This window comes from Achromobacter sp. LC458 (genome assembly GCF_001005835.2).
GTDB lineage: Bacteria > Pseudomonadota > Gammaproteobacteria > Burkholderiales > Burkholderiaceae_B > Achromobacter > Achromobacter spanius_B.
Genome location: NZ_LBHW02000059.1, coordinates 1 through 24,956, shown reverse-complemented (window position 1 = coordinate 24,956; position 24,956 = coordinate 1). Strand labels below are relative to the sequence as shown.

Sequence of the window (24,956 nt, the reverse complement as noted above, 5' to 3'; positions counted from 1 at the left end):
GAGGGCGCACCGGAGGGATTCGCAGCCGAACTCGCGGCAGATGCTTGCGGCGCAGACGCTGTACCGGCAGTTGCCGCGCTTGGCGTACCAGTCGCCGCCGGCGTGGCGCTTGCCACGGACGTCGCTCCAGCCCCCGATCCCACCCCCGCGAACGTCGCCGCTCCGGAAATCATTCCCGACGCGCCTTCCGGCGCGACGGAAGCCAGCATGTCCGTCGCGGCGGGCAATGCCGCCGAAGGGTCCTTGATGAAGGCCGCCGCTTGCGACACGGTGCCCGCCGCCGACGCGGCGGAATCGATCATGCCGCTGGCGCCCGGGGCCACCGAACCCAGCATGCCGGAGGCGGCGGGCAGCGCCGACATGGGGTTTGCGACCATGGCCTTTGCCTGAGCGACCATGCCTTGCGCCTGCGAGACCATGCCCATCGTGTTCTTGGCGGTGTTCAGCAGCCCGCCCATCGCGGGGCTGGCGTTGCCCAGCAGGCCCGGGGCGGCGGACAGCGCGCCCATCGGGTTCTTGGCCAGCCCGGCCAGCGTGTTGGCCTGGCCGGCAAGCTGCGACAGTTTGGAGGCGGCGCCTGCCGCCGTCTGGCCCAGGCTGGCCAGGCCGCTGGGCATGGCATCGCCCAGTGCCCCCAGCCCGGTGCCGGCGCCGGCTCCCGCCGCGCCGCCGAAACCGGCCATCAATCCGGACGCGGCCTTCTTGACGGCGGACGCCGTGGCGCCGTCCTTGTGCACCAGCTCGGCGCTGACGATCAGCGGATCGTCGACCGTGGTGCTGGGCAAGGCCGGCAAGTTGGCCGCGTCACTGGCCGGACCCACGAAATTGTGCGTGGCGCCCTTGACCGAGAACAGGCCCGGCCCCTTGAACACAATGTCGGCCCCATCCAACGTCACGCTGCCGCCCGCGGCTTGCAGGGTTACGCGCTGGTTGCCCAGGATTTCGATGCCTTCGGCCGACGACGTCACGGTGATGTCCTGGCCCGCCAGCGCTTCCAGGATGTCGGTATGTGCGTGCAGCGACACGGGCGCTTGCGCCGAGATCGCCCGGATAGGGCCCTGCTGCGCGAACACGCTGGCCGAGCGCGCGGACACCGCCGAATACGTCTGCTGCGCGGAGACGTGCGCGTCCGATTGCGCGGTGGCGTGCAGGTGCTTGCCCGCATGCAGCACGGCGCTGGCCGGCGTGGCCAGGTTCAGGGAATTGGGGGAATCGATCAGCAGGTGCGGGCCGTTGATGCGTTCGACGGCGGCCGAGTCCGTGCGCTGGCCGTTGGCGGCCTTGCCGGCGGCCTGGCCGTTGATTTGGGCCGGATAGCGTCCGTCCTGTTGCGGGTCCAGTGCGGCAAGCAATTCGTCATAGCCGTCGGCCGCCGCCATCGTGCGCGCCTGATGCTGGCCGGCGCTGTCGTTCAAGCGGCGCGAGGCGTCTTGCGCGCCGCGCAGCAGCAGCAAGGCTTCCTGCGCGTCCGCCTGCGTGGACTTGGCCTGTTCGCGGGCGGTGGACGACACCAGCATGCCCTGGCCCGACCGCACGACCGTCCACGCGTCCGAGCGCAGTTCAAAGCCCGTGCCGCGCCATTGGCCGCGGTTGGCGTCGTCCAGGTCCTGTTCGACCAGATGGCCCAGGCCCAGCTGCGTGGCGGCGGTCGAGCTGGCCAGCCGCGTGCGCAGCTTGCCGCGCGTGTCGTCAAACACCCACTGGTTGCGGCCCGCGCCGTCCAGGCCGTGGCTATGCCAGCCGCTCAATACGCCGGCGTGATTCGCTTCGGCGTTCTCGCCAGCGGACCAGGGCGGCAGGTCCGCGTCGTTGTATAGCTGGCCGGCAACCACCGGCCTGTCGATATCGCCATCGATAAATTCCACGATGACTTCGGTGCCGCCACGGGGCAGATGATGCGCGCCCCAGTTGGGGCCCGCTTGGGCGCTGGCCACGCGCAGCCACGTGCCCGAGCGGTCGTCGCCCGGCGCGTTGCCGCTGGCGTCGCCGTGCGTCTTGTGCGGCAGGCCGCCCGCGACGGGCTTGTCGCCGCGCTGCCAGGGAAACTGCACCTTCACGCGCAGGTCGCGGTCGGACGTGATGGGGGCGTCGCCAGCGCTGACCACCACCGCCGCCAGGCCTTCCGGCGCGGTCGGGCGCGGGCGCCACGCGGGCATCAGCGCGGCCGCCTCTGGCTGGGCCGTGAAGCGGTTCCGATAGGTGCCGCGTTCCATGTCGGCACTGCTTGCCACCTGGGGGGCCTGTGCCCCCAGGTTGTTGGTGGCTTCGTGCACCACCTCCAGCACCACGTAACGGTTGCCGCCCAGCTCGTCCACCGCCTGCCCGCCGCCGCCCTCGGCATAGCGTTCGTGCTGCGTCATGGCGAACAAGCGGCCGGGGGCCAGCGACCGCGCCGTGCCCGCGCCTTCGAAGCGGACGATGCGCGATTCGTGGGCGCGCAACGAACGGGCGGCGCTTTGTTCGGCGGCCTCGTCATCGGCGTAACGGCCGTGGCCGGCGTAGTCGTAATCCTCAAGCACGGGCAGGGCTTCCACCTGCACTGGCGAGTGGCTTTGCGCGGCATGCGCGGTCAGCGTGCGTTCGTTCCAGGCGGCGCGCGCCACGGCGTTCGGGCGCACGGACTGGGCCGCTGAAAAATGCGTGATGCTGTCGCGCGTTTCAGTGGCGTCGCTGCGATGAAAACGCAGGGGCGAGGCCGGGTCTTCGGGCCGCGCCGCGCCCGCATCGAAGATCACGACGCGATGGCGCGCTCCGCCGCCGGCCGCCTGGCCGTCGTCCTGTTGGTGCTCGAAGCGATACGACAGGCCCGCCTCGGCCAGGATGCGCTGCACGAATTGCAGATCCGATTCGCGGTACTGCGTGCAAGCCGCGCGCGCGGGCAATGCCTCGCTGACGTCGAACGCAAAGGCCGCCTGGGGATAATCCGCAAAGATGTCGCTGACGATGTCCTGCACGGACTGGTCTTGGTAGATGAAGCTGTCGCGGCGCAGCGCCAGCGCGGCCATCCACGGCGCGGCGTGCAAGCGGTAGCGGGCCAGACCGCCATCGGCGCCCAGCGCGTCCACGCCTTCGACCACGGCATGCCAGCGGCGCATCGACCCATCCGCCTGCAACAGGCTGACGGTGATCTCCTTGCCCAGCAGGCCGCTCACATCGAGCTCGGCGCTGGCGGCCAGGCAATCCAGCGTCAACGCGAACAGGCGCGACACGCCTTCGCGCAGCGTCATCTGCTCGGGCACCAATTCAGCGTCCAGCGGCGTGCTGACGCGCAGCATGCGCGCCTGTTGCGACAAGGTGGCGATGTTCATCGACGAGTAGGCCGAGGCGCTTGACGGGTTCGAAGGCGTAGTGTTCATGGCAACGAAATGGTCAGGTGCGCGGCGCGCGGACCCAGCTTGACGATGTCGTGGTACGGCGCCATCGCCGTCTGCATTTCCGAATTCAAAAAGTGGCCCATGCCCAGGAATGCCAACAGGCCCAGCAGCGCAAACACCGCCATGATCGACCACAGCGGCACGTCGCGCTTGAGCGTGTGGGCGATCTTGTCGGGCAGTTGCCAATGCGGCGCAAAACCGGTGCGCTTGCCGCGCAGCAGGGCAATCTCATCACCCAGGCGCGCGGTCAGGTAGCCCAGCTTTTCCTGGCCTTCGATCAGGTACTTGCCCTGGAAACCCAGCAGCAGGCACATGTAGTAGATCTCAAGCGATTGCAGGCGCGGCGCGCCTTGCGCACGCAGGTCTTCCAGCCGCGCAAAAAAGTTCTCGCCCGCCAGCTGCTCGCCGAACAGCGTCAGTTGCAGCGGCTGCAACATCCACGCGTCACGAATCGCGAAGCCGGAATTCAACACGGTTTCATCGACGGCGGCGCAAAAGGCGTACTTGGTGGCGTAGACGTCTTCGGCTGGAATATCCAGCTTCTTGGCGGCGCGTTCGTAGTCCGCCAGAAACTGCTGCACGCGCGCCGAGAAGGCCGCGGCGTCGGTCGGTTCCTGGCCGCTCTTGACCAGGAACAGCATCAGGAAGCCGTCGTACAGCAGGTCCAGCAATGACTTGGCGGGGCGGCTGGCATGGAAGTCGGCGGCGCGCTGAGGCAGCGTCGCGCCGGACATCAGGGAAGGGGCGTCGGCGGTCATGGCAGGGTTCCTGTCAGCGGGTGACGGCGATCAAATCCAACTTCAGTTCGGGAATGCCCGCGGGGGCGTAGATGGCAATGCTGCGTGCTTGCAGCATGCGGTCATAGAGCGAGCCGCGCGTCTGTAGCGCGAAATACACCGCGCCCGGTTTCACGGGCACGGCGGGCGGCACCTGCGGCGTATAGGTCAGCGGCACGCCCGGCATGGCGGACAGCACCAGCTTGTCGACGTCTTCGGGGGCGCCCACCTTGAAGCGCATCGGCACGCTTTCCGACAGCTCGCGGGCCGGCATGGCGGCTTGCACCGACAGATACAGCGAGGTGGTCTCGTCCAGCTTTTCGGAATCCAGGCGGCCCATGTGAAACGACGGGCGCAGCTCTTCCAGCACGATGGAAAAGTAGCGCGTCGAGATCACCGTTTCCAGCAGGTCGCGCAAGATTTCGTCCATGCGGGCAAACGCCGGGCCGGGCGCGTCGTGGCGATACACGGGCAGGTCGGCCAGCGTGTGCACCTTCGAGAACGTCATCAGCGCGCCCGCCAGCCGCAACAGTTCCTGGAACAGCCGTTCGGGATGCAGCTGCGGGTGGTGGAACAAGTGCGACAGCGTGGCGTACGCTTCGTTGGCCGTGTGCAGCAGCCAGAACGACGCAACATCGCCCGAGCGGAATTCAATGATGTTCTTGCTGGGCTCGCGATGAAAGCCGTACAGCGCGTTGACCTTGGCTTGCAGCGCGTCCAGCAGCCGGCGCAGCTGTTCGTGCAGCGCGCCCGAAGCCGTCAGCGACAGGCTGGGGGCGATGAACGAATTGTCCAGCTCGTAACCCGCGCTGGCCGTGCGGCGCACGCGCGCCACCGGAATCGCCAGCAGTTCGTCGCGCGGTTCAAATTCGGAAATCAACCGCACGTCCTTGCGCAGGAATGTCAGCTCGGCCGTGGTGGCGCCGGTGTACAGATCGGGCGCGGGGGCATTGTCGTGCGTGTAGCGGGTATCGAAATTGCCGGCGCTCTGGCCGTCGCGATAATTGCCGCCAATCGCCTTGAGCGGATGGATGGCCAGGTAGAACACCGCTTCGCTCACGCCGTCCAGCGCCGTCAGCGCGACGGGCGGGGGCAGCTCGTCGCCATGCGGCGCGTTGTAGAGCTCGCCGTCGGGAAACACGGCCGTCATTTCAATGGCGCGCAGCATGCCGTTGGCCAGTGCCGACGCATCGAAACGCGCGGATCGCAGCCCCCACGCATAAGGATGCAGCGCGCGGGCCATCTCGGCCAAGCGGTCCTCGTGATACGCGTCCTGCCGCTGAAAATGTTGCGGCCGGAGGAACAGGCCCTCGCCCCACAGGACTTTGGCTGAATAACTCAAGTTGGCGCTCCTTGTCTTTCTATCTCTATATATAGAAGGCGGGCAATCGCGCAGTGCGCGTCAACCAGGACACTGCACGCCGGACAGGCGCGCGGGGTCGTAGCTGGGTATGCCTGCCGGCAACGTGGGTTTGCCCGTGGCCACCGTCAGCGCGCAAGCGTGCGCGCCCAGGACGATGCCACTGTCTTTCACGTCGTCGACTTTGAATACGTACTTCCAACGCATCGGCGCCGGCGCATAGAACAGGCCGGCGACCGCGATGTACTCCGCTTGCTTGGGGACTTTTTCAGTGCTCTCAACGCGCTGTCCTGGCGTGAGCGTGAGCTCGCGTGAACCCAGCACGGTTTCCCCCAGCGTGGTTTTCTCTTGCGCAGTGTCTATCAATTGCGTGAGTGGCGCACGTTGGAATTGCTCAGGATTCTTCAGGTAGTATATTTTTGTAACGACGGCCATCGCTTGCCCCGCGCCGGCGTTCAAATTTTCTCCCGCATGAATCGCTAATTTCACTTCCACCGGCGCGTTTTCCTGCTTTTTCAGGCCCGCCATCTCCATCGCATTCCCGGTCAAACCAGCCACCGCTCCGATGGCCGAAACCGCTGCACATCCAGTGATGGCGGTGCTTGCCAGCGTGCAAGCCGCCGCTGCGAACAAACGTGATAAATGGATATGTTTGGACATGGCCCTTTATACCGGAAGTGTGTGAAGCAATACAGATCGCGGCACGTTGCGTGCAGTTTCGACGCAAGTAACATGAAGTCACGCGCTGTAGCGCCGCACTAACAAAAGGTTGTTGAAATACGGCCCCTAGTTACAACCCCTGCTAGGTGCTTAAAACATGCCCTTTTCCCGCCTCGTCGTAGTCGCCGGCGTCGTCGCCTTGATGGCCGGTTGTGCGTCGGTAAAACCGCAGTCGGAAGCGGAATACAAACAGTCCATGGCCGCCGCGGAAAAGACGCTGGCGCAGAAGGGCGCGGAGCAGGCCGTCGCGCAATTCGAAGAGATCGCCCAACGCAATCCGACGCAGGGCGAGCCGTGGTCCTACATCGCCAAAATTCGTTTTGACGAACAGAAATATGGCCAGGCCATCGTGGCCGCCGATGAAACGTTAAGCCGCAACCCCGACGACTTCGTGGCCAAGACCGTGCGTGCCGTGGGTGGGCTGCGCGTGGCGATGCAATCACTGGCCGACCTGCGTGCCGACGCGTTGCTGGCCGGCAATGCCCGCGCCGACGCGGTGGCGCTGGCCGCCTCGATGCGGGAAACGTTGGGCCAGGACGTATTGTTCCCGGAAGGCCGCCGCCCGCCGCCGCGCCCGCGTCAGCCGCGCAAGGTGGAACCGACCGCGCCCGCAGCCGGTACGCCCGCTGCCGGTATGCCCGCAGCCGGTACTCCCGCAGCCGGTATGCCCGCCGCCGGTACTCCCGCTTCGCAAGCCGCGTCGTCTGGCGCCGCGCCCGCTGCCCAACCCGCCGCGCAACCCGGCCGCCAGCCCGCTACGCAAACTCCTTCTACTTCGCCCGCCCAGCAGCCCAACCGTGCGCCGAATCCGTTCGGCGACCTGCTTACCAAGTAACCGCCTCATCGTGCGCCGCGCCATGCGGCTTACGGCTGACCGATAGACACGATCCTTTGCACGGAGCCTTCCATGGCCAAGAAAGAAAGCGTTCAGAAACGACTGCAGAAAGTCCGTCCGCCGCGCGTTCAGCTCACGTATGACGTTGAGAAGGGCGACGCCATCGAACAGAAGGAACTTCCGTTCGTGGTCGGTGTGGTGGGGGATTTCAGCGCGCAGTCCGAAGCCGAACTGCCGCGTTTGAAAGACCGCAAATTCGTCAACATCGACGTCGACAATTTCGACGACGTGATGCGCGGCCTGGAACCGCGCGCCGCCTACCGCGTCAAGAACAGCCTGACCGAAGAAGGCGGCACGTTCGGTGTGGACCTGAAGTTCCGCTCCATCGAGGACTTCCGCCCGGAAGCCGTCGTGCAACAGGTGGACCCGCTGCGCGAACTGCTCGATATCCGCACCAAGCTGGCCGACCTGCGCAACAAGCTTGCCGGCAACGACAAGCTGGAAGACCTGCTGGGCGAAGTGCTGACCAGCACCGAAAAACTGCAACAGCTGACCAGCGAGACCGACAAGGGAGGCCGCAATGAGTAATTCCGCCGCCGCACAGAACAGCGCCACCGCCGCCGCATCGGCCGACAGCCAGAGCGGCCTGCTGGACCAGATCGTCGAGCAAAGCCGCGTGGCCAAGTCCACCGCCGAACACGACCGCGCCAAGGACATCATCGGCGAGCTGGTGCGCGAAGTGATGAAGGGCACCGTGGTCGTCTCCGACAACCTGTCGGCCATGCTGGACGCACGCGTCGCCGAGCTTGACCGCCTGATCTCGGCGCAGCTTAGCGAAGTGATGCACGCCCCGGAATTCCAGAAGCTGGAAAGCACCTGGCGCGGCCTGCACTACCTGTGCCAAGAGACCGACACCAGCCCGATGCTGAAGATCAAGGTCTTGAACACCACCAAGCGCGATCTGGTTCGCGACTTCCAGACTGCGATCGACTTCGATCAGAGCCTGATGTTCAAGAAGGTCTACGAAGAAGAGTTCGGCACCTTCGGCGGCGCGCCGTTTGGCGCCTTGCTGGGCAACTTCGAAATCACGCGCCAGCCCGAGGACATGTACTTCATCGAGCAGATGTCGCACGTGGCCGCCGCTTCGCACGCGCCGTTCATCGCGTCGGCCTCGCCCGAGCTGCTGGGCCTGGACAGCTTTGCCGACCTGGGCCGCCCGCGCGACCTGGCCAAGGTGTTCGACACGGTGGAATACACCAAGTGGCGCAGCTTCCGCGATTCGGAAGATTCGCGTTACGTCGGCCTGACCATGCCGCGCTTTCTGGGCCGCTTGCCGTACGACCCCGTGGAAGGCACCACCGTCGAAGGCTTCAACTTTGTTGAAGACGTGGACGGCACCGACCATTCCAAGTACCTGTGGTGCAACGCCGCCTGGGCGTTCGGCGCGCGCCTGACGGCCGCGTTCGCGGACTTCGGCTGGTGCGCCGCCATCCGTGGCGTCGAGGGCGGTGGCCTGGTCGAGAACCTGCCGACGCACACCTTCAAGACGGACGACGGCGAAATCGCGCTGAAGTGCCCGACGGAAATCGCCATTACCGACCGCCGCGAAAAAGAACTGAGCGACCAGGGCCTGATCCCGCTGGTGCATTGCAAGAACTCGGACTACGCCGCCTTCTTCGGCGCGCAGTCGGTGCAGAAGGCAAAGAAATACAACACGGACAGCGCCAACGCCAACGCGGTGTTGTCGGCGCAGCTGCAATACATCTTCTCGGTATCGCGCGTGGCGCATTACCTGAAGGCGATGATGCGTGACAAGATCGGCAGCTTTGCGTCGGCGCAGTCCGTAGAGAGTTTCCTGAATCGTTGGGTGTCGCAGTACGTGCTGCTGGACGACAACGCGACGCAGGAACAAAAAGCGCAGTTTCCGCTGCGCGAAGCCTCGGTGCAGGTGGCCGAGGTTCCTGGACGTCCTGGCGTCTTCCGGGCCGTGGCGTTTTTGCGGCCGCATTTCCAGCTTGACGAACTCTCGATCTCGTTGCGCCTGGTTGCCGAATTGCCGGCGCAGGCTCAGAAATCCTGATCGTCGTTGCACTGACAACTCATCCATTCAAAGAGGTTTACAACAATGAAGGACATCTACGTCAAGTTCGGCAATCCGGCGCTCAAGGGCGAATCGCAAGACAAGGACCACCCGGATTGGATCGAAGTCAGCTCGTGGCGTCACGAGATCATTCAGCCGCGTTCCGCTACCGCCTCGACCTCGGGTGGCCATACCGCCGAACGTACCGAACATGGCGAAATGGTCTTTACCAAGGACCTGGACGTGGTCAGCCCGCTGCTGTATCAGCACGCCTCGGGCGGCACGACCTTTGACGAAGTCACCATCGACTTCCTGCGTGCCGACGGCGAGGGCAACCGCGTCAAGTACCTGGAAATCAAGCTCAAGTACGTGATCATCGCGCGCGTGGCGCCCGAAGTCGTCGCCGAAGGCCTGCCGCACGAATCGTTCTCGCTGAAGTACGCCGCCGTGCAGTGGAAGTACACGCAGCAGAAGGTGGGCGGCAACCAGGGCGGTAACGCCCAGGGCGCCTGGAGCCTGACCAAGAACGACAAGACCTACTCGGTCTGATCGCAGCCGGGCACGCAAAAGACCGCGGCCCGAGCCGGGTCGCCGTCTTTTTTTATGTGAGGCCCCATGAAAGGTTTCGAGCCGAGCCTGTTCGACAAGCTGTTCGAAGGCGAGGGGCAATCGCCCTACGCGCTTCGGCGCCTGTCGATCGAGGAAATGAAGGAAACGGTGGCGCGCGACATCGAGGCGCTGCTGAACACCCGCATGGTGTTCACCGAGGAAGACCTGCGGCGTTATCCGAATTGCCAGCGTTCGTTGCTGACCTACGGGCTGTCGGATTTTTCCGGGCTGAGCCTGGCCAGCCATTACGACCGCGAATTCATCTGCCGTTCGCTGGAGCAGGCGATTGCGCGGCACGAGCCTAGGCTGACTCACGTTCGGGTGATGTTGCAGGTGGATAGCCGCGCGACGTCGGTGCTGTATTTCGCGATTACGGCCATGTTGGACGTGGGCCCGGCCCACGAGCCCGTGACGTTTGACGCCACCTTGCAGCCGTCGACGTTGCAGTACTCCGTGACCCGTGGTTGGGCCAAGACGCCTGCCACGGTCTGAAGAATGAATCTGTAGTGCAGGTGCGGCTTGCGCGCTGGAAAGGAAGACAACAATGGAAGAATTGCTGCCTTATTACGAGCGCGAACTTGGGTTTTTGCGGACGTCGTCGCGCGACTTCGCGCAGCAGTATCCGAAGATCGCCGCGCGGCTGGGCTTGTCGGGCGAAACCTGCGAAGACCCGCACGTAGAACGCATGATCGAATCGTTCGCCTTGTTGAGCGCGCGCATCAACAAGAAGCTGGACGACGACTACCCCGAATTCACCGAAGCGCTGTTCGAGGTGATGTACCCGCATTATCTGCGGCCGTTTCCCTCGTGCAGCGTCGCGCAGTTTGACCTGGGCGGGGCGGGCGCGCAGCTGTCCGCCGCCGTGCGCGTGGCGCGCGGCACGGAACTGAAATCGCATCCGGTGCGCGGCGTATCGTGCCGCTTTCGCACCGCGTACGACGTAACGCTGGCGCCCATCGAAGTGCATCGCGCGGGTTATTTTTCCAGCGCCAACGCGCCGGCCACGGCCAAGCTGCCGGCGGGCGTGACGGGGCGCTTTGCCGTCACGCTGGGATGCCAAGGCGAAAACCAGCATTTCGGCATGCCGGGGCTGGACAAGCTGCGCGTGTATCTGCACGGCGAACCGTCTTTCGTGGCGGCGCTGCGCGATGCGCTGTTCCTGCGCACGGCGGCGGCTTATGTCGAGCTGCAACCCGGGCGCTGGGACCGTCTGCCCACGATTCCGCTGGCCCAGGTGGGGCTGGCCGAAGAGGACGCGCTGATCGACTTTCCGGCCAGTTCGCATCCGGCCTATCGTCTGCTGGCCGAGTATTTTGTTTTCTCGGAAAAATTCAACTTTGTCGATATCGACCTGGCGGCGCTGCGCCCCTACCTGGGCACCGTGCGCCAGTTCACGCTGCATCTGCCGGTGGCGGGCGTGCGCGCCGATTCCAATACCGCGCGCCTGCTGGAATCGATTACGGCGGACAACCTGCGGCTGGGTTGCACGCCGGTAGTGAACCTGTTCACGCAGCGGGCCGACCCGATCCGCGTGACGCACGCATCGGCCTCGTACCCGGTGGTGGCCGACGCCCGCCGCGCCTACGGCTACGAGGTCTATTCCATTGACCGGGTGCGCCAGGTGCGGCAGAACGCGCAGGGCGATGCCGTGGTGGATTTCAGGCCCTTCTATTCGCTGCACCATGGCGAATCGCCCGAGACGGCGGGGCATTACTGGACGATGCGCCGCGATGCCGCGATGGCGCAACGCAGCCCCGGTTATGAAACCGAAATATCGATTGTGGATATCGATTTCGACCCGTCCATTCCTCAAACCGAAACGCTGAGCCTGGACCTGACCTGCACCAATCGCGACCTGCCTGCGCAGATTGCGGTGGGGCAGTCGGGCGGTGACCTGTTCATGGAAGGCGGCACGGTGGCGCGCGCGATTCGCATGCTGCGCCGCCCCACCAACAGCCATCGCTTCCAGCAAGGGCGCGCGGCGCATTGGCGCTTGATTTCGCATCTGGCGCTGAACCATTTGTCGCTGGTGCAAAGCGGCTTGCCGGCGCTGAAGGAAACGTTGCGCCTGTACGACCTGTCCGGCTCGGCGGTGGCCGCGCGTCAGATCGAAGGGCTGGTCGGGCTGGACTACAAACCCGCCACGCACTGGATGCCGGGCGAGCCGTTCGCCACCTTCGTGCGCGGCATTGAGATCCGCCTGACCGTCAACGAAGACCACTTCGTGGGTACCAGCCTGCACACCTTCGTGGCCGTCATCAACCGATTCTTCGGCCTGTACGTGCACGCCAACAGCTTCGTGCAGTTGGTGGTGCTGTCGCGCCGTGGCGCAGAGGAACTTCTACGATGCCCCCCATGCAACGGCGACGCCATACTAGCGTGATGGATGCGCTGCTGGCAGAGCCGCAGCGCTTCAAGTTTTTCCAGGCGGTGCGTCTGCTTGAACAGTGCTTTGCGCGCCAGGAGCGCGGCGGCACGCGGCATACGGTGCCGGTGCACCTGCGCTTTCCGAACGCGCCGGGCCTGGGCTTTCCGCCCAGCGAAATCGTCGACGCCGTGGCCTATGACAAGAATGGCGAGGTGCTTGCCGACGAAGCCGCGCGCCGGGCCGCGGTGTCGGAAGGGCGGCTGGGCCGCGTGGACGTGACACCCGCGTTCTTCGGGCTGCTGGGTGCGCAGGGCGCGTTGCCGCTGCATTATTCCGAAATGCTGGCCACCCGCGAAAGCCTGCGGCGCGACCGGGGCGCGCGCGCCTTCTTCGATATTTTTTCCAATCGCGCCGCGGCGCTGTTCTATGCGGCCTGGAAGAAATACCGCATGCCGTTGCGGCACGAAGCCGAACAAGATCACCACTACCTGCCGTTGCTGCTGGCGCTGGGCGGCATCGGCCATCCGGCGCTGCGCGACCGCTTGCACAACGGCGCCGGCCGCGTGTTCGACGAATCCGTGGCGCACTACGCCGCGGCCGCGCGCCAGCGGCCTGTGTCCGCGCCGTTCTTGCAGCGCGTGTTGCAGGACTACTTCGGGGTGCCGCTGCGCGTGGAGCAGTTCGTGGGCCGCTGGTACGACGTGCCGCCGCAGAACCGCACGCAGCTGGGCCGGCCCGGCGCGGTGTTGGGCGTGTCGGCGCTGGCGGGCGATCGCATCTGGCAGCGCGACCTGCGGATCCGCCTGTGGATCGGCCCGCTGTCGCGCCAGGCCTTTGCCGACTTTCTGCCGGGCGGCGAGCGCGCCCAGGCGCTGGAAAAACTGCTGACCATGTTTGGCGGCATGACCTTCGAATACGAAGTGCGCCTGGTGCTGGCGCGCGACAGCATCGGGCCCAGCCAATTGGGCGGGGACGGCGATGTGCGGCTGGGGTGGAATTCCTTCCTGTCCACCGAACCGGCCACGCGCGACCGCGACGACGCCAGCTACGAACTGCACACGATTCACTGATCCATCGACGTAGAAAAACAAATCCATGGCCACACCGCTGAAAACCCTGATCGGGAAGCTGAACCAGACCTGCCGCCAGGCCGCCGAACGCGCGGCCAGCCTGTGCATGGCGCAGGGCCATTACGAGGTGGACCTGGAACACCTGTTCCTGGCGCTGCTGGAAAAGCCCGCCAGCGATCTGGCCATGATTGCGCGCCGCTGCCACATTCCCACGGATGCGCTGGAAGCCGACCTGAAGGCCGAGATCGGCCGTTTCAAGAACGGCAATACGCGCACGCCGGTGTTCTCGGCACATCTGCCCAAACTGTTTGAACACGCCTGGCTGATTGCCTCGCTGGACACGCAGACGACGCGCATTCGCTCGGGGCATCTGCTCTTGGCCTTGTTGACCGAACCCGATCTGGCACAGTTGGCGCGGCGCGGTTCGCCCTTGTTTGAATCGTTCCGCCTGGACGCGTTGAAGCATGACTTCGCGGCGCTGACCGAGGGCTCGGAAGAGGCGGGGCAGGCGGTGGGCTTTGCCGACGGCGCGCCGGCCCAGGGCGACGCCGCGCAGCCCGCGCCGGGCTTGTCGGCATCGCCCGCACTGGACCAGTACACGACCAACCTGACCGAACGCGCGCGGGACGGCAAGATCGACCCGGTGATCGGGCGCGATGCCGAGATCCGCCAGATGATCGACATCCTGACGCGGCGGCGGCAGAACAACCCCATCCTGACCGGCGAGGCCGGCGTGGGCAAGACGGCCGTGGTGGAAGGCCTGGCGCTGCGCATCGTGGCGGGCGATGTGCCGCCCGCGCTGGCCGACGTGACGCTGCGCGTGCTGGACATGGGCTTGTTGCAGGCCGGCGCCAGCGTCAAGGGCGAATTCGAGAACCGGTTGAAGAACGTGATCGACGAGGTCAAGAAAAGCCCGTCGCCCATCATCCTGTTCATTGACGAGGCGCACACGATGATCGGCGCGGGCGGACAGGCGGGCCAGAACGACGCCGCCAACCTGCTCAAGCCGGCGCTGGCGCGTGGCGAATTGCGCACGATCGCCGCCACGACGTGGAGCGAATACAAAAAGTACTTCGAAAAAGACGCGGCATTGGCCCGGCGCTTCCAGGTTGTGAAGGTCGAGGAACCGGACGAGGCCCTGGCCGCATCGATGCTGCGCGGCATGGCGCCGCTGATGGAGCGGCATTTTGGCGTGCGCATCCTGGACGAGGCGATCAGCGCGGCGGCGCGCTTGTCGCACCGCTACATCACCGGCAGGCAGTTGCCCGACAAGGCGGTCAGCGTGCTGGATACGGCCTGCGCGCGCGTGGCCCTGGGCCGCAGCGCAACGCCCGCATTGATCGACGATGCGCGTCACCGGCTGACGCGGCTGCGCACCGAACAGGCCGCGCTGCGCCGCGAGGCCGCCACCGGCACGCCGCAATCGCGCCTGGCCGAACTGGAACAGGAAATCGCCACGGTGCAGCAGACGCTGACGGACGCCGAGGCGCGCCATCAGGCGGAAACCGGCCTGGTGGAACGCATCCATGCGCTGCGCGCCGAACTGGAAGCGCAAGGCCAAGAGGACGCTACGCAAGCCACCACCGCGCCTTCCGCCTCGCGCCGCAAGGCGGCCGCGCCGGCCTTGACGCCGGAACAGCAGCGCCTGGCCGGCCTGATGGACGAGCTGCGGGCGCTGCAAGGCGAACAGCCGCTGGTGCCCGCGTGCGTGGATGCGCAGATCGTGGCCGAGATTATTTCGGCCTGGACCGGCATCCCGCTGGGCCGCATGGTCAACGACGAAATTCGCACGGTGCTGCAATTGCAGCCCATGCTGGCCGAACGCGTGATCGGCCAAGACCACGCGCTACATGCCATCGCGCAACGCGTGCGCACGGCGCGCGCCGGGCTGGAAGACCCGGACAAGCCCAAGGGCGTGTTCCTGTTCGTCGGCCCGTCGGGCGTGGGCAAGACCGAAACGGCGCTGGCGCTGGCCGACATCCTGTATGGCGGCGAGCGCAAGCTGATCACCATCAACATGAGCGAATACCAGGAAGCCCACAGCATTTCGGGCTTGAAGGGATCGCCACCGGGCTACGTGGGCTACGGCGAAGGCGGTGTGCTGACCGAAGCCGTGCGGCGCCAACCCTACAGCGTGGTGCTGCTGGATGAAATCGAAAAGGCGCACCCGGACGTGCTGGAGATGTTCTTCCAGGTGTTCGACAAGGGCGTGATGGACGACGCCGAAGGCCGCGAAATCGACTTCCGCAACACGCTCATCATCCTGACCTCGAACGTCGGGTCCAGCACCATCATGCAGGCCTGCCTGAACAAGCCCGCCGAAGAACGCCCCACGCCGGACCAGCTGACCGAGCTGCTGGCGCCGCAACTGTACAAGGCGTTCAAGCCCGCCTTCCTGGGCCGCATGAAGACCATTCCGTACTTCCCGGTGGATGACGACGCGCTGGCGCACATCATCGGCCTGAAGCTGGCGCGCATCGCGCGACGCGTGCAGGCCACGCACCGCGCGGCGTTCGAATGGGACGAGGCCCTGGTCGAGGCCGTGCTGGCGCGCTGCACCGAGGTGGACACCGGTGCGCGCAACGTGGACCACATTCTGAACGGCGCGCTGCTGCCCGAAATTGCCGAGCAGGTGCTTGGGCGCATGGCGCAAGGCGAAGCCATTGCCAAGATCCGCGTGGGCGCGGGCAAGAACGGCGACTTCCGTTTTCGCATGAGCTGATCGGGAGACGCCGACTATGCCCCGAGAAACTGTCGCCGCCTCCGCAAGTTCGCTTGCCGCAAGCCCGCTTGCCGCAAGTCCGCTTGCCGCAAGTTCGCTTGCCGCAGCCTTTACCCAAGCGGATCGGTTGCTGGACCTGAGCACGCCGCTGGGGCCGGACAAGCTGCTGGCCGAACGCCTGCACGGCTCCGAGCAGTTGAGCGACGGTGGCTTTGCCTTGCAAGTGGATGCGCTGTCCGACGATGCGCACATCGCGTTGAAAACGCTGATCGGCCAACCGGTGCAGCTGACATTGCAAACCGCCTTGGGCCGCGACGAGCGCCGCGTCTGGTGCGGGCTGGTGTCCGAGGCGCGCTTCGAAGGCGCCAACGGCGGCTTTGCCCGCTACCGGCTGCGCATTGAACCGTGGCTGGCGCTGCTGCGCCAGCGGCGCGACAGCTATGCCTTCCAGGACCAGTCCGTGATCGACATCGTGGACAGCGTGTTCGGCGACTACAGCGGGCAAGGCGCGGTGGCCGCGCAATGGCGCTGGGAATTGAAAGACCGCGACGTCTACGCCAAGCGCAGCCTGACCATCCAATACCGAGAAACCGATTACGCCTTCGTCGAACGGCTGCTGGCCGAGGAAGGGTTGTTCTACTGGGTCGAGCACGAGGCGGGCGACGGCGAGCCGGGCACGCATACCGTCGTCATTGCCGACCACAATGGCGCCTTCAAAAGCGGCCCGCAAGACAGCGTGAAGTTCCAACGCGCCGACGCCACCGAAACCGAGGACACGATCCAGGCGTGGCGCAAGCGACGCGCGTGGCGCACCAACGCGCTGCGGCTGGCCACCTGGGACTACCGCGCCATGCAGGCCCGCCAGGCCAGCGCGCAGGTGGATGACAAGGTGCCGAACACGCTGGAGCTGGCCGATGCCGATTACCCCGGCCAATACCTGTTCGAAGACGGCAGCCAGGGTGACCGCCTGGCGCACAACGCGCTGGCCGCGCAACGCGTGGGGCAGTCGCTGTACGAGGGCGCGGGCACGGTGCGCACGCTGGCGCCAGGCTTGCGCTTTGCGCTGACGGGGCACTGGGCACCCTCGCAGGGCGAAGGCAGCGATTTCGTGGTGATGCGTATCGAGCACGAGGCGCGCAACAACTTTGACGAAAGCCTGGGGCAAGCGGTGGCGGCGGCCTTGGGCGCGGGTGGAACCGCGGCGACTCCGGCCGATGGCAATTCCGAAGCTGACTTCTATCGCAACCGCTTCGACGCCATTGCCGCCACGCTGGAATACCGGCCCCGCACGCGCGACGGCCATGGCGCGCGGCTGCATCCCCGGCCCACGGTGCACGGCGCGCAAACGGCCTTGGTGGTGGGCGCCAAGGACCCGGTCCATACCGACCGCGATCACCGCATCAAGATACAGTTTCATTGGCAGCGCGGCAGCGCGTCCAGCAATCGGCAGACGCACCCGGCGGGCGACGATAACGCCCCGGCGGCGGACTCGCTGGGCACCTGGGTGCGCGTGGCCGAACCCGTGGCGGGGTCGGACTGGGGCGGACACTTCATTCCGCGCCTGGGCCAGGAAGTGCTGGTGCAGTTTTTGCACGGCGACATCGACCGCCCCGTTGTGGTGGGCGCTTTATATAACGGCGCGGGCGCGGAGAACGCGGCCAACAATCAGGTGCAGGGCGGCGCGGCCAAGGCCACGGGCAATGCGCCCGCATGGTTCGCGGGCACGCAGGACGGCCATGCGCACAACGTGGTGATGTCGGGCTTCAAGACGCAGGCGCTGGCGCAAAGCGGCCAGGGCATGGGCGGCTACAACCAGCTGGTGCAGGACGACACACCGGGGCAGTCGCGGTTGATGGCTTCGACCACGCAGGCGGACGCCCGGCTGAGCCTGGGCCACCTGAAGCAGCAGCGCGACAACGAACGGCTGTCGGACCTGGGCCATGGCGCCGAGCTGGCCACCAGCGAGGCGCTGGCCCTGCGCGCCGGTGAAGGTTTGCTGATCAGCGCCGACAAGCGCGAAGGGGCAGCGGGCGGCTTGCTGGATAGCGGAGAAGCCATCACCCAGATGGAAAAATCCATCGAGCAGGCCGGTGAATTGTCCAAGGCAGCGGCGCGCCAGGAAGCCGCGTTGCCCGGCGATGCGGACAAGACGCGCGCGCTGGATGAGCTGGACGCGGTGCGCAAGATCATCGAAGGCACGCAGGCCGAGCAGGACGTGAACGTGCCGGCCTACACGCAGCCGCACATCCAGGTCAGCGCGCCCAAGGGCATTGGCCAATACACGCCGCACAACGCCTATACGGTGGCGGGCACCACGCTGTGCCAGGTGGCGCCGGACGTGAACTGGGCGGCGGGCGCGAATCTGGCGGTGTGCGTCGCGCAAGGCGTGGTGTTGTTCACCAAGGGCTTGGGCGGCAGCGGCCGGGCGGTGCAGGAACAAGGCATCCGGCTGCACGCGGCCGGCGGCAAGCTGCGCCTGCAAAGCCAGAAGGCGCGCATGCGGCTGATCGCCGAGAAGGCGGTAACGCTGGTGTCCGCGCAGGGCGCTGTGGATGTGACGGCATCGAAAAAGGTGCTTGCCACGGCGGCGGGGGCATACATGCGTATCGAGGGCGGCGGCATTCAGTTGCACGCGCCCGGCAAGGTCGAGTTGAAGGCGGGTGTGCACAACTGGGTCGGCCCACAAAGCGGGGCGGGACCCGCACAACCGCCGCAAGGCGAGCTGGAAGGCTGCGCCGCCGCGCTGGAAGACGCGGCAGGCAGCGGGGCGTTGGCGGCATGACGACCGTTGCGAAACAACCGGCCGCCGCACCTGGGCATTCACGTGTCGCGGCGACCCCGTCCGGGGACGCGCGTCGGGACGCCACGCCGCCCGCCCACGCGCGCGCTGACGCCGCCGTCGAACAGGCCATTGCCGGGCTGCGCGCCGTGCTGGACGCACGCCCCAGCCGCCGCGTGCTGCTGCTGTGCGATTCCACGCTGGCCGATCCGCTGGCGGACGACATCGCCCAAGCCGGGTTGCAGCGGCGGTCGGTGGACCTGCTTTCGCAAGGCGCGTCCGCACCGCCCCTGTACCTGGCCGAAGTGCCGGACGAGATCGCCGATGAACGGCTGGTCAATGCCAGCATTCGATTGGCGGTCGACGAAGCCATGCAGCCCGCGCCCGCGGTCAAGCGCGCGCGCTCGATGGCGGCGTGGCTGGCCACGGACTTGCCGCTGGCCGAAGTGGCGCAGCGGCTGATCTTGCGCGCGCGGTTGCGCGATGCCCAGGGTCGCATGCGCATCCTTCGGTTCTGGGACCCGCGCACGACGCAATTCCAAAGCGAGCTGTATGCGGGCTGCGCGCCCGCGTCATGGATCGCGGGCGCAACCTGGATGAGCATTGACGGTTTCGCGCGCTGGCAGGCGTTGCCGGACACGGCCGGCCCAATGCAGACGGCCACGCCCGATTGGCCCCGGCTGGCGCGGCTGGGCCAGGTGAACGCGGTGCTGCAACGCTTGAACGCGGGCGGCCTGGCTGTTGGGCCGGCGGCGCTGGAGCCGATACGCCGTGCGCTGGATGCAGCGGCCGACTGCGGCATCAAAGACGACGAAGACGCCGCCCTGTTCGCGGCCTGGCGCGTGCGCCTGGATGCGCCGCTGGAACGTGCGCCGTCGTTCGCCGCACTGCTGCGCGAGGTGCAGGAAGAGGGCGGCCGTCTGCGCAGCGCGGTCGAAGACATGGACGATGAGGATTGGTGGAGGTTTGCGCGGCAGGCGCAGGCCCCGGAGGATCGACAAGCATGACGACTGACTACGACGCGCTTCCCTGCAAGGGCAAGTTTTGCGGCCGGCCGGGTTTGCCGATCCTGCCGATGCGGATCGGCTACGTGCCGGGCGGCAAAAACGATTTGCCTAATGGCGTGTACGCGGATGCCGAGCTGCATTACGAAACCATGCGCCAGGGCGCCTACATGCTGCGCGCCATCACCGCCGGCTATGTGTACGTGTGGGACCCGCGCCGCAGCTACGGCTGGCGCGCGTTTGCCGCCACGGCCACCGGCCAGATGAAAGAGGTGCCGGTGGACGACGACAACCGTCCGTCCGAGCAGCCCACGTTCACCTGCACGCGCGAAGGGCATGGCCTGGAATCCGCCTTGATCAACGTGGAAGCGCCGGCCAATGCGTCGCGGCCGGTGTGGGTCGGCTATTCGCGGGTGTGGTGGACGCGCGATATCCGCCGCGAACTTACGCGCAACGAACGCTGGCGCAGCAAGATCATGGTCGAGCTGGATGCGCGCGCCGTCTGGGGCGGTGGGCATCCCAAGCCCGACACCGGCTACCGCGTGACGGCGGATGGCGCCAACCTGGCCGCGCATTCGGTTGAATTCCGCGATGCCGCCGGCGCCGCGACGCTGTTCAACAACACGCTGAGTCCGGCCGTGTCCACCTTCGGCGGCAAGGCCGGCGCGATGGCGGAAAAGATGCGGCAGATGTCGTCCAAGGGTGGCGTGGTGCTGGCGCTGCGCGACCCCGTCGGCTTGCTGGCGGACATCTCAACCTGGCGCAACAAGCGCATGGGGGAACTGGCCGAACACCATCTGGACCCGACGCGGCTGCGCGAAGTGGGCGTGGCGCAGATCATCCAGGGGCTGGAAAAGCAGATGGACGCATCGGGCGATGAGATCAAGCGGATGCACCAGCGCATCAACATGACCAAGGTCACCAAGACCATCCGCGAGAACCGCGCCAGCATCGACCGCATGAAAGACCTGATCGAAGGCGCGGGCAAGGATTGGGCGTGGTGGTATGGCCGCGAAGCGTTCTGGATGACGCTGAAAGCGTACTCGCCCAACGACGCGGCGGCGGGCGCGCGGCTGGAAGAGGACCTGGCGCTGTGCGTGGACGGCGCGGGCGCGGTCCACAGCGAACACAAGGCCATCGACGAATCGCTGAAGGAAGACGACAGGGACGGGCTGTACGAGGCCATCTGGCGCGGCCTGGCCTCGAACGACGGCGAGCTGCTGGCCTTCCTGCAAAAAGAAGCGCGCGGCAAGTTGGCCAAGCAGGTGTCCACCGTGCGCAAGATGATCAAGAGCTATAACGACTGGCTCAAGGAGCGCCGGACAAAGGGCCTGCCGACGCCGACGCGCGCGGCCACCACTGCCATCGGCCGGTTCATGGCGACGCAGCTGTTGCGGCTGACGCTGGCGCGCGACCCCATCGCGGAACGGGTGGCGGCGCGCGTGCAGATGACGATGGCGGCGCGCATGAACACCGTGTTGGTGGTGCGCAGCCACACCACCACGGTGCCGCGCATGATCGCGGATATGCACAACATCATCTGGGACTCCAAGAACCCGTCGTTGGAGATCACGGCGGGGGGCGGCGTCACCGCAACCCAGCACATGAGTTCGGGCTGGATCGGCACGCAATCCGAGGCTTCGCGGCCGGTCACCGTCAACTACGTGATTCCCGAAGAAGTCGATGCGCAGCTGAATGCGGCGCCGACGGGGCGGCCACGGCCGATGCCCACGGCAGCGCCGCCGTTGGGCCTGCCCGCGCCACCGCCGATGCTGGCGTTGCCCGCGCCTACGATGTCGCCGATGGCGGGGCTGATCAAGTACGCCAAGTCGCGCGACGCACAGTTCGCGGGCGCGACGGGGGTGATGGCGCTGGTGGCGATTTACACGTCGGTGTCGGATCTGAACGCCGCGCAAGCCCTTGGCGATGCGAAAAAAGAACGCAAGGCCTGGTTCGGCATCACCACGGGCGTGCTGGGAGTGGGCAGCGTGGCGATTGAAGTCACGACGGGCGCAATCGGCGCGCGGGTTGGCGCGAACACTGCGTTCACGATGAACCTGCGGCTGAACTTGCGGCTGGCCACGTTCCGCACGGCGGGCGCGGTGTTCGCCACCGCCGCGACGTTCGTGGACAGCGCCAACAACGCCATGAACGCCAAGGACCAGTACGACGTGCACAACTATGAAGCGGGCGGGGCCTATGCCACGTCGTCCGCGTTCTTGTTGATGTCCAGCCTGACCGGTGTGGCCACGGCGGTGATCGCCGTGGGCGGCGCGTTCAGCACGGCCGGCGTGGCGGCGGGCGCGGGCGGTTTCGGCGGGGCGATGGTCGGTTTGACCAGCGGCGGCACGGTGCTGCTGGGCATTCCGGTGTGGGGCTGGATCGCGCTGGGGTTGTGCCTGCTGGTGGCCGGCCTGTACTTCAAGTTCTGGGGCGACAGCGCGACCGAAAGCGAGCTGGAGGTCTGGTATACGCGCTGCTGCATGCGCGCGGAAGAATTCGAAGGCGTGCAAGGCCGCGAGCTGTATCCGACCCGCGAAGAAGAACTGGAAGATTTCAACACCGCGGTGTTCGGCGTGCGCGTGACGCTGCAATGGTATGGCTTCTGGAGCGGCGAAGTGGCGGGCCGCGACCGGCTGCTGCTGGAAGTGACCATGCCCGGCTACACGCAAAGCAGCGACTACGCGTACTGCCTGAAACTGGGCGGCGCCGGCGTGACGGCCGTGGTGTCCAGCCGGGGCTCGCCCCGCGCGCAGGACCCGGAACTGCAACCGCGCGCGCCCTCGCAGGCGCAGATGGTGGCGGGTCGGCCCGACCCCCGGACGTGGATGGACAAGGTTGATGATTATGTGGATGGCCTGAGCGCGCGGCCGGGCTGGGCCGACATCTGGCGCTGGGTCCGCAAGGACCGTAGCCAGGCTATCGAATTCACGGGCAAACCGTGGGAAGATTCGGTGCAGTTCCAGGTTCACAATGGCTACGCGACGCTGCGCACCGAGGTGCTGGTGGACGACGACATCTTCACCGAAGCGTTTTTGAAGATCGAGTTCTGGCCCGACCCGGAACGCATGCCGGAAGTGCGCGCGTTGCCGGTGGGCAGCGATGGCACCAATCTCGTGAAAGCAAAAAATTGACAGGGTTCAAGCATGCAGAGCAATGAAGGCATCCAGGCCGCCGTGTATACGCGCTGGCACCAGCTGTCGGTGCCCTTGGGATTTGCGCTGGCCGCCGGCAGCTTCATGCTGATCGTCTTTAACCGGGGGCCGATGGTCATGGCGATTGTGCTGGCCGTGCTGGGTTTGCTGGTGCCGCCGCTGATTGCCTTTCGTGGCTTTCCCACGCGCAATGCCGTCAAGGTCACGCCCGATGGCCTGGAGTTTTCGCGGCGCGGGCCGATTGCGTTTGCCGATCTGAAAAGCTGGGGCACGGACGATTATCTGAAACTGATCCGCCCGGGCTTGCCCACCCTGCTGGTCAGCCCGGTTGACCTGCCCAGCCGCGAGCGGTTGCTGCGTGACTTCGAGCAGGCCTTGAACGCCTGGCAACAGCGCCAGCCCGCCGGCGCCGAGCGCGCGCGACGCACGCACTTCTATGGTTCCGCCGGGGGCCGCGTGGTGGGCGGGTTCATCACCGCGGTGGGCGTGGCGGCGGCAGCGCTGGCCATGAACCTGCGCGAACCGTCGATCTCGTTGGCAATCGTGGGGGGGCTGGGCGCACTGTTCGGCCTGACGATGCTGCTGGGCAGGCGCGGCTGAAAGCGCCGCCTGGGGCAGTACAAAATGTTGCTTGTCGCCCCGCATCCCCTTGCTAGCATGGTTCAGCCGGAATCACCCGGCAGAACGATGCAATAGTTGGAGGTTGCCATGAACTCAAGAACAATGATCAACCGGATGGCCGTGGTGGCGGCGGCAGGGGCGCTGCTGGCGGGCTGTGCAACGCAACAGCAAACCAATACCGCGGTCGGTACGGGCGCGGGCGCGGCGGTGGGCGCCGGCATCGGCGCGTTGATCGGCCACGGCAAGGGCGCGGCAATCGGCGCGGGCATTGGCGCCGTGGCGGGCGGCTTGGTCGGCTACAACTGGAAGGTGGTCAAGGAAGATGTGCAGCAGTCCGGCGCATCCTCGTTGGGCATCGACGTGGTCGAAATGCCCGATGGCAGTCTCAAGGTCAACATCCCCAGCGGCGTGTCGTTCGACACGGACAAGACGCAGCTCAAGCCGGCCCTGCTGCCGGTGTTGGACAGCGTGGCCCGTTCGCTGAACCAGCATCCCGAATTGCGCACCAAGGTGGTCGGCCATACCGACAGCACGGGCGCGCTGGCGCATAACCAGACGCTATCGATCAACCGCGCCAAGAGCGTGACGGACTACCTGGCCAAGCAGGGCGTGGCGTCCGGGCGCATGGCGGTGGAAGGGCGCGGCCCCAGCGACCCGATCGGCGACAATGCGACCGCCGAAGGGCGCGCGCTGAACCGGCGCGTGGAAATCTACTTGTACGCCGTCAAGCAATAAGGTCCGTCTCATGAGCATGCTTCCCCCCGCCCGTATCGGCACCGATACCGCCGTGGCCGCGCTGACCGGTTGGCAGGCCGCGGCCACGCGCGACGCCATTGAAAAGCGCTACCGCTTTCCGAACTTCAACGCGGCTTTCGGGTTCATGGCGCGCGTGGCCATGTTCGCGGAAAAGCTGAACCACCACCCGGAATGGACCAACGTCTATAACCGGGTGGACGTGACGCTGACCACGCATGACGCGGGCGGAGTGACCGAGCTGGACGTGCGCATGGCGCAGTTCATGGACGAGGCGGCTACGCAGATGGGCGCCACGGCGCCGAAGTCGGACGCCTAGCCGTCGCTGTCCGCTGCCGCGTCTTCGCGCGCTTGCAGATGCTCGATCAGGCGATCGAGCATCTGGCCCAGCGCGCGCTGTTCGTCGGCATCCAGGCAGCCGAATATTTCGTCGTTACGGCGCGCGATCAAATCAATGATGCGTTGATATTGCGCCATGCCCTCGGCCGTGGGCGTCAGCACCACGCCGCGCCCATCCGAGGCCGACAACGCTTTTTCCACCAGACCGCGTTCCACCAACGCCTGCGCCGACCGGCTGGCCTGGCCTTTGTTCAGGTTGGCCGCGCGCGCCAGGTCATTGACGGACAGCGGCGCATAGCGCCCGATGGCAGCCAGGCAGCGCGCTTCGCCCAGGGGAATGCCGCAGTCTTCCAGGTAGGCGCGATTCGTGTCCCGGTCCGTGATCTTGTTG

General features: G+C 66.3%; 20 protein-coding genes. 14 read left to right on the top strand and 6 right to left on the bottom strand.

From position 1 onward, the window contains the following. The 4 genes from YH64_RS28080 to tssJ form a co-directional block, all read right to left on the bottom strand. Positions 1-3,356, bottom strand: a 3,356-nt coding sequence (locus tag YH64_RS28080) for a type VI secretion system Vgr family protein (protein WP_143215582.1), incomplete at its 3' end; no start/stop codon positions are given. Next, positions 3,353-4,132 carry a type IVB secretion system protein IcmH/DotU gene (gene icmH / locus YH64_RS28075; RefSeq protein WP_052946138.1) on the bottom strand — a complete coding sequence of 260 codons (780 nt, stop codon included), beginning with the start codon at positions 4,130-4,132 and terminating at the stop codon, positions 3,353-3,355. The genes YH64_RS28080 and icmH, both read right to left, overlap by 4 nt. Before the next feature lie 13 nt (positions 4,133-4,145). After that, entirely contained in the window at positions 4,146-5,492 is a 1,347-nt protein-coding gene (gene tssK, locus YH64_RS28070; RefSeq protein WP_046807645.1) for a type VI secretion system baseplate subunit TssK, read from the bottom strand. A 60-nt stretch (positions 5,493-5,552) separates the two neighbouring features. Then, positions 5,553-6,170 (bottom strand): type VI secretion system lipoprotein TssJ, encoded by a 618-nt coding sequence (tssJ, locus tag YH64_RS28065; protein ID WP_082134680.1) that lies wholly within the window; start codon positions 6,168-6,170, stop codon positions 5,553-5,555. A 157-nt stretch (positions 6,171-6,327) separates the two neighbouring features. On the opposite strand from tssJ, the gene YH64_RS28060 reads away from it, so the two are divergent. The 8 genes from YH64_RS28060 (at position 6,328) to tssH (ending at position 15,914) form a co-directional block, all read left to right on the top strand. Beyond that, positions 6,328-7,065: a M48 family metallopeptidase gene (locus YH64_RS28060; RefSeq protein WP_046807643.1), complete on the top strand. Its 738-nt coding sequence runs from the start codon at positions 6,328-6,330 to the stop codon at positions 7,063-7,065. A gap of 72 nt (positions 7,066-7,137) precedes the next feature. After that, entirely contained in the window at positions 7,138-7,653 is a 516-nt protein-coding gene (tssB, locus tag YH64_RS28055; RefSeq protein ID WP_006226593.1) for a type VI secretion system contractile sheath small subunit, read from the top strand. After that, on the top strand, positions 7,646-9,145 hold the full coding sequence (tssC, locus tag YH64_RS28050) for a type VI secretion system contractile sheath large subunit (RefSeq protein WP_046807642.1): 1,500 nt from the start codon (positions 7,646-7,648) through the stop codon (positions 9,143-9,145). The genes tssB and tssC overlap by 8 nt, the downstream gene beginning before the upstream one ends. 45 nt (positions 9,146-9,190) lie before the next feature. Continuing rightward, positions 9,191-9,694: an Hcp family type VI secretion system effector gene (locus YH64_RS28045; protein ID WP_006226591.1), complete on the top strand. Its 504-nt coding sequence runs from the start codon at positions 9,191-9,193 to the stop codon at positions 9,692-9,694. A 66-nt stretch (positions 9,695-9,760) separates the two neighbouring features. Beyond that, complete coding sequence (gene tssE / locus YH64_RS28040; protein WP_046807641.1) at positions 9,761-10,246, top strand: type VI secretion system baseplate subunit TssE; 486 nt, start codon at positions 9,761-9,763, stop codon at positions 10,244-10,246. 52 nt (positions 10,247-10,298) lie between these two features. Further along, the gene (gene tssF / locus YH64_RS28035; RefSeq protein WP_143215581.1) at positions 10,299-12,137 is read left to right on the top strand and encodes a type VI secretion system baseplate subunit TssF; all 1,839 of its coding nucleotides are present in this window, start codon (positions 10,299-10,301) and stop codon (positions 12,135-12,137) included. Then, a complete protein-coding gene (gene tssG / locus YH64_RS28030) occupies positions 12,101-13,192 on the top strand; it encodes a type VI secretion system baseplate subunit TssG (RefSeq protein ID WP_046807639.1) in 1,092 nt (363 codons plus the stop codon). Before tssF ends, tssG begins: the two co-directional genes overlap by 37 nt. A 25-nt stretch (positions 13,193-13,217) precedes the next feature. Then, a complete protein-coding gene (gene tssH / locus YH64_RS28025; protein ID WP_046807638.1) occupies positions 13,218-15,914 on the top strand; it encodes a type VI secretion system ATPase TssH in 2,697 nt (898 codons plus the stop codon). Positions 15,915-15,928: 14 nt separating this feature from the next. Here the strand turns inward: tssH and YH64_RS30870 are convergent, their stop codons facing one another. After that, a complete protein-coding gene (locus YH64_RS30870) occupies positions 15,929-15,991 on the bottom strand; it encodes a hypothetical protein (protein WP_370512784.1) in 63 nt (20 codons plus the stop codon). 50 nt (positions 15,992-16,041) lie between these two features. On the opposite strand from YH64_RS30870, the gene YH64_RS28020 reads away from it, so the two are divergent. The 6 genes from YH64_RS28020 to YH64_RS27995 all read left to right on the top strand — a co-directional run bounded on the left by YH64_RS28020 (position 16,042) and on the right by YH64_RS27995 (position 24,545). After that, on the top strand, positions 16,042-18,696 hold the full coding sequence (locus YH64_RS28020; protein WP_046807637.1) for a type VI secretion system Vgr family protein: 2,655 nt from the start codon (positions 16,042-16,044) through the stop codon (positions 18,694-18,696). Beyond that, on the top strand, positions 18,693-19,700 hold the full coding sequence (locus YH64_RS28015; RefSeq protein ID WP_255444806.1) for a DUF4123 domain-containing protein: 1,008 nt from the start codon (positions 18,693-18,695) through the stop codon (positions 19,698-19,700). The genes YH64_RS28020 and YH64_RS28015 overlap by 4 nt, the downstream gene beginning before the upstream one ends. Further along, positions 19,697-22,831 (top strand): T6SS effector BTH_I2691 family protein, encoded by a 3,135-nt coding sequence (locus YH64_RS28010; RefSeq protein WP_046807636.1) that lies wholly within the window; start codon positions 19,697-19,699, stop codon positions 22,829-22,831. The genes YH64_RS28015 and YH64_RS28010 overlap by 4 nt, the downstream gene beginning before the upstream one ends. 12 nt (positions 22,832-22,843) lie before the next feature. Beyond that, positions 22,844-23,452, top strand: coding sequence for a hypothetical protein (locus YH64_RS28005; RefSeq protein WP_046807635.1), 609 nt, complete (start codon positions 22,844-22,846; stop codon positions 23,450-23,452). 108 nt (positions 23,453-23,560) lie between these two features. After that, positions 23,561-24,208 (top strand): OmpA family protein, encoded by a 648-nt coding sequence (locus tag YH64_RS28000; protein ID WP_046807634.1) that lies wholly within the window; start codon positions 23,561-23,563, stop codon positions 24,206-24,208. Between the two features lie 10 nt (positions 24,209-24,218). Next, entirely contained in the window at positions 24,219-24,545 is a 327-nt protein-coding gene (locus YH64_RS27995; protein WP_046807633.1) for a 4a-hydroxytetrahydrobiopterin dehydratase, read from the top strand. Here the strand turns inward: YH64_RS27995 and YH64_RS27990 are convergent. Then, the coding region (locus YH64_RS27990; RefSeq protein WP_143215580.1) for a MarR family winged helix-turn-helix transcriptional regulator at positions 24,542-24,956 on the bottom strand (415 nt) is incomplete at its 5' end. The genes YH64_RS27995 and YH64_RS27990 overlap by 4 nt on opposite strands.

What these genes read in the sequence shown, in the direction of transcription:
- icmH (WP_052946138.1), bottom strand. Translation starts at nt 4,132, where the DNA reads ATGACCGCCGACGCCCCTTCCCTGATGTCCGGCGCGACGCTGCCTCAG.
- tssJ (WP_082134680.1), bottom strand. Translation starts at nt 6,170, where the DNA reads ATGTCCAAACATATCCATTTATCACGTTTGTTCGCAGCGGCGGCTTGC.
- YH64_RS28060 (WP_046807643.1), top strand. Translation starts at nt 6,328, where the DNA reads ATGCCCTTTTCCCGCCTCGTCGTAGTCGCCGGCGTCGTCGCCTTGATG.
- tssB (WP_006226593.1), top strand. Translation starts at nt 7,138, where the DNA reads ATGGCCAAGAAAGAAAGCGTTCAGAAACGACTGCAGAAAGTCCGTCCG.
- tssC (WP_046807642.1), top strand. Translation starts at nt 7,646, where the DNA reads ATGAGTAATTCCGCCGCCGCACAGAACAGCGCCACCGCCGCCGCATCG.
- YH64_RS28045 (WP_006226591.1), top strand. Translation starts at nt 9,191, where the DNA reads ATGAAGGACATCTACGTCAAGTTCGGCAATCCGGCGCTCAAGGGCGAA.
- tssE (WP_046807641.1), top strand. Translation starts at nt 9,761, where the DNA reads ATGAAAGGTTTCGAGCCGAGCCTGTTCGACAAGCTGTTCGAAGGCGAG.
- tssF (WP_143215581.1), top strand. Translation starts at nt 10,299, where the DNA reads ATGGAAGAATTGCTGCCTTATTACGAGCGCGAACTTGGGTTTTTGCGG.
- tssG (WP_046807639.1), top strand. Translation starts at nt 12,101, where the DNA reads ATGCCCCCCATGCAACGGCGACGCCATACTAGCGTGATGGATGCGCTG.
- tssH (WP_046807638.1), top strand. Translation starts at nt 13,218, where the DNA reads ATGGCCACACCGCTGAAAACCCTGATCGGGAAGCTGAACCAGACCTGC.
- YH64_RS28015 (WP_255444806.1), top strand. Translation starts at nt 18,693, where the DNA reads ATGACGACCGTTGCGAAACAACCGGCCGCCGCACCTGGGCATTCACGT.
- YH64_RS28010 (WP_046807636.1), top strand. Translation starts at nt 19,697, where the DNA reads ATGACGACTGACTACGACGCGCTTCCCTGCAAGGGCAAGTTTTGCGGC.
- YH64_RS28005 (WP_046807635.1), top strand. Translation starts at nt 22,844, where the DNA reads ATGCAGAGCAATGAAGGCATCCAGGCCGCCGTGTATACGCGCTGGCAC.
- YH64_RS28000 (WP_046807634.1), top strand. Translation starts at nt 23,561, where the DNA reads ATGAACTCAAGAACAATGATCAACCGGATGGCCGTGGTGGCGGCGGCA.
- YH64_RS27995 (WP_046807633.1), top strand. Translation starts at nt 24,219, where the DNA reads ATGAGCATGCTTCCCCCCGCCCGTATCGGCACCGATACCGCCGTGGCC.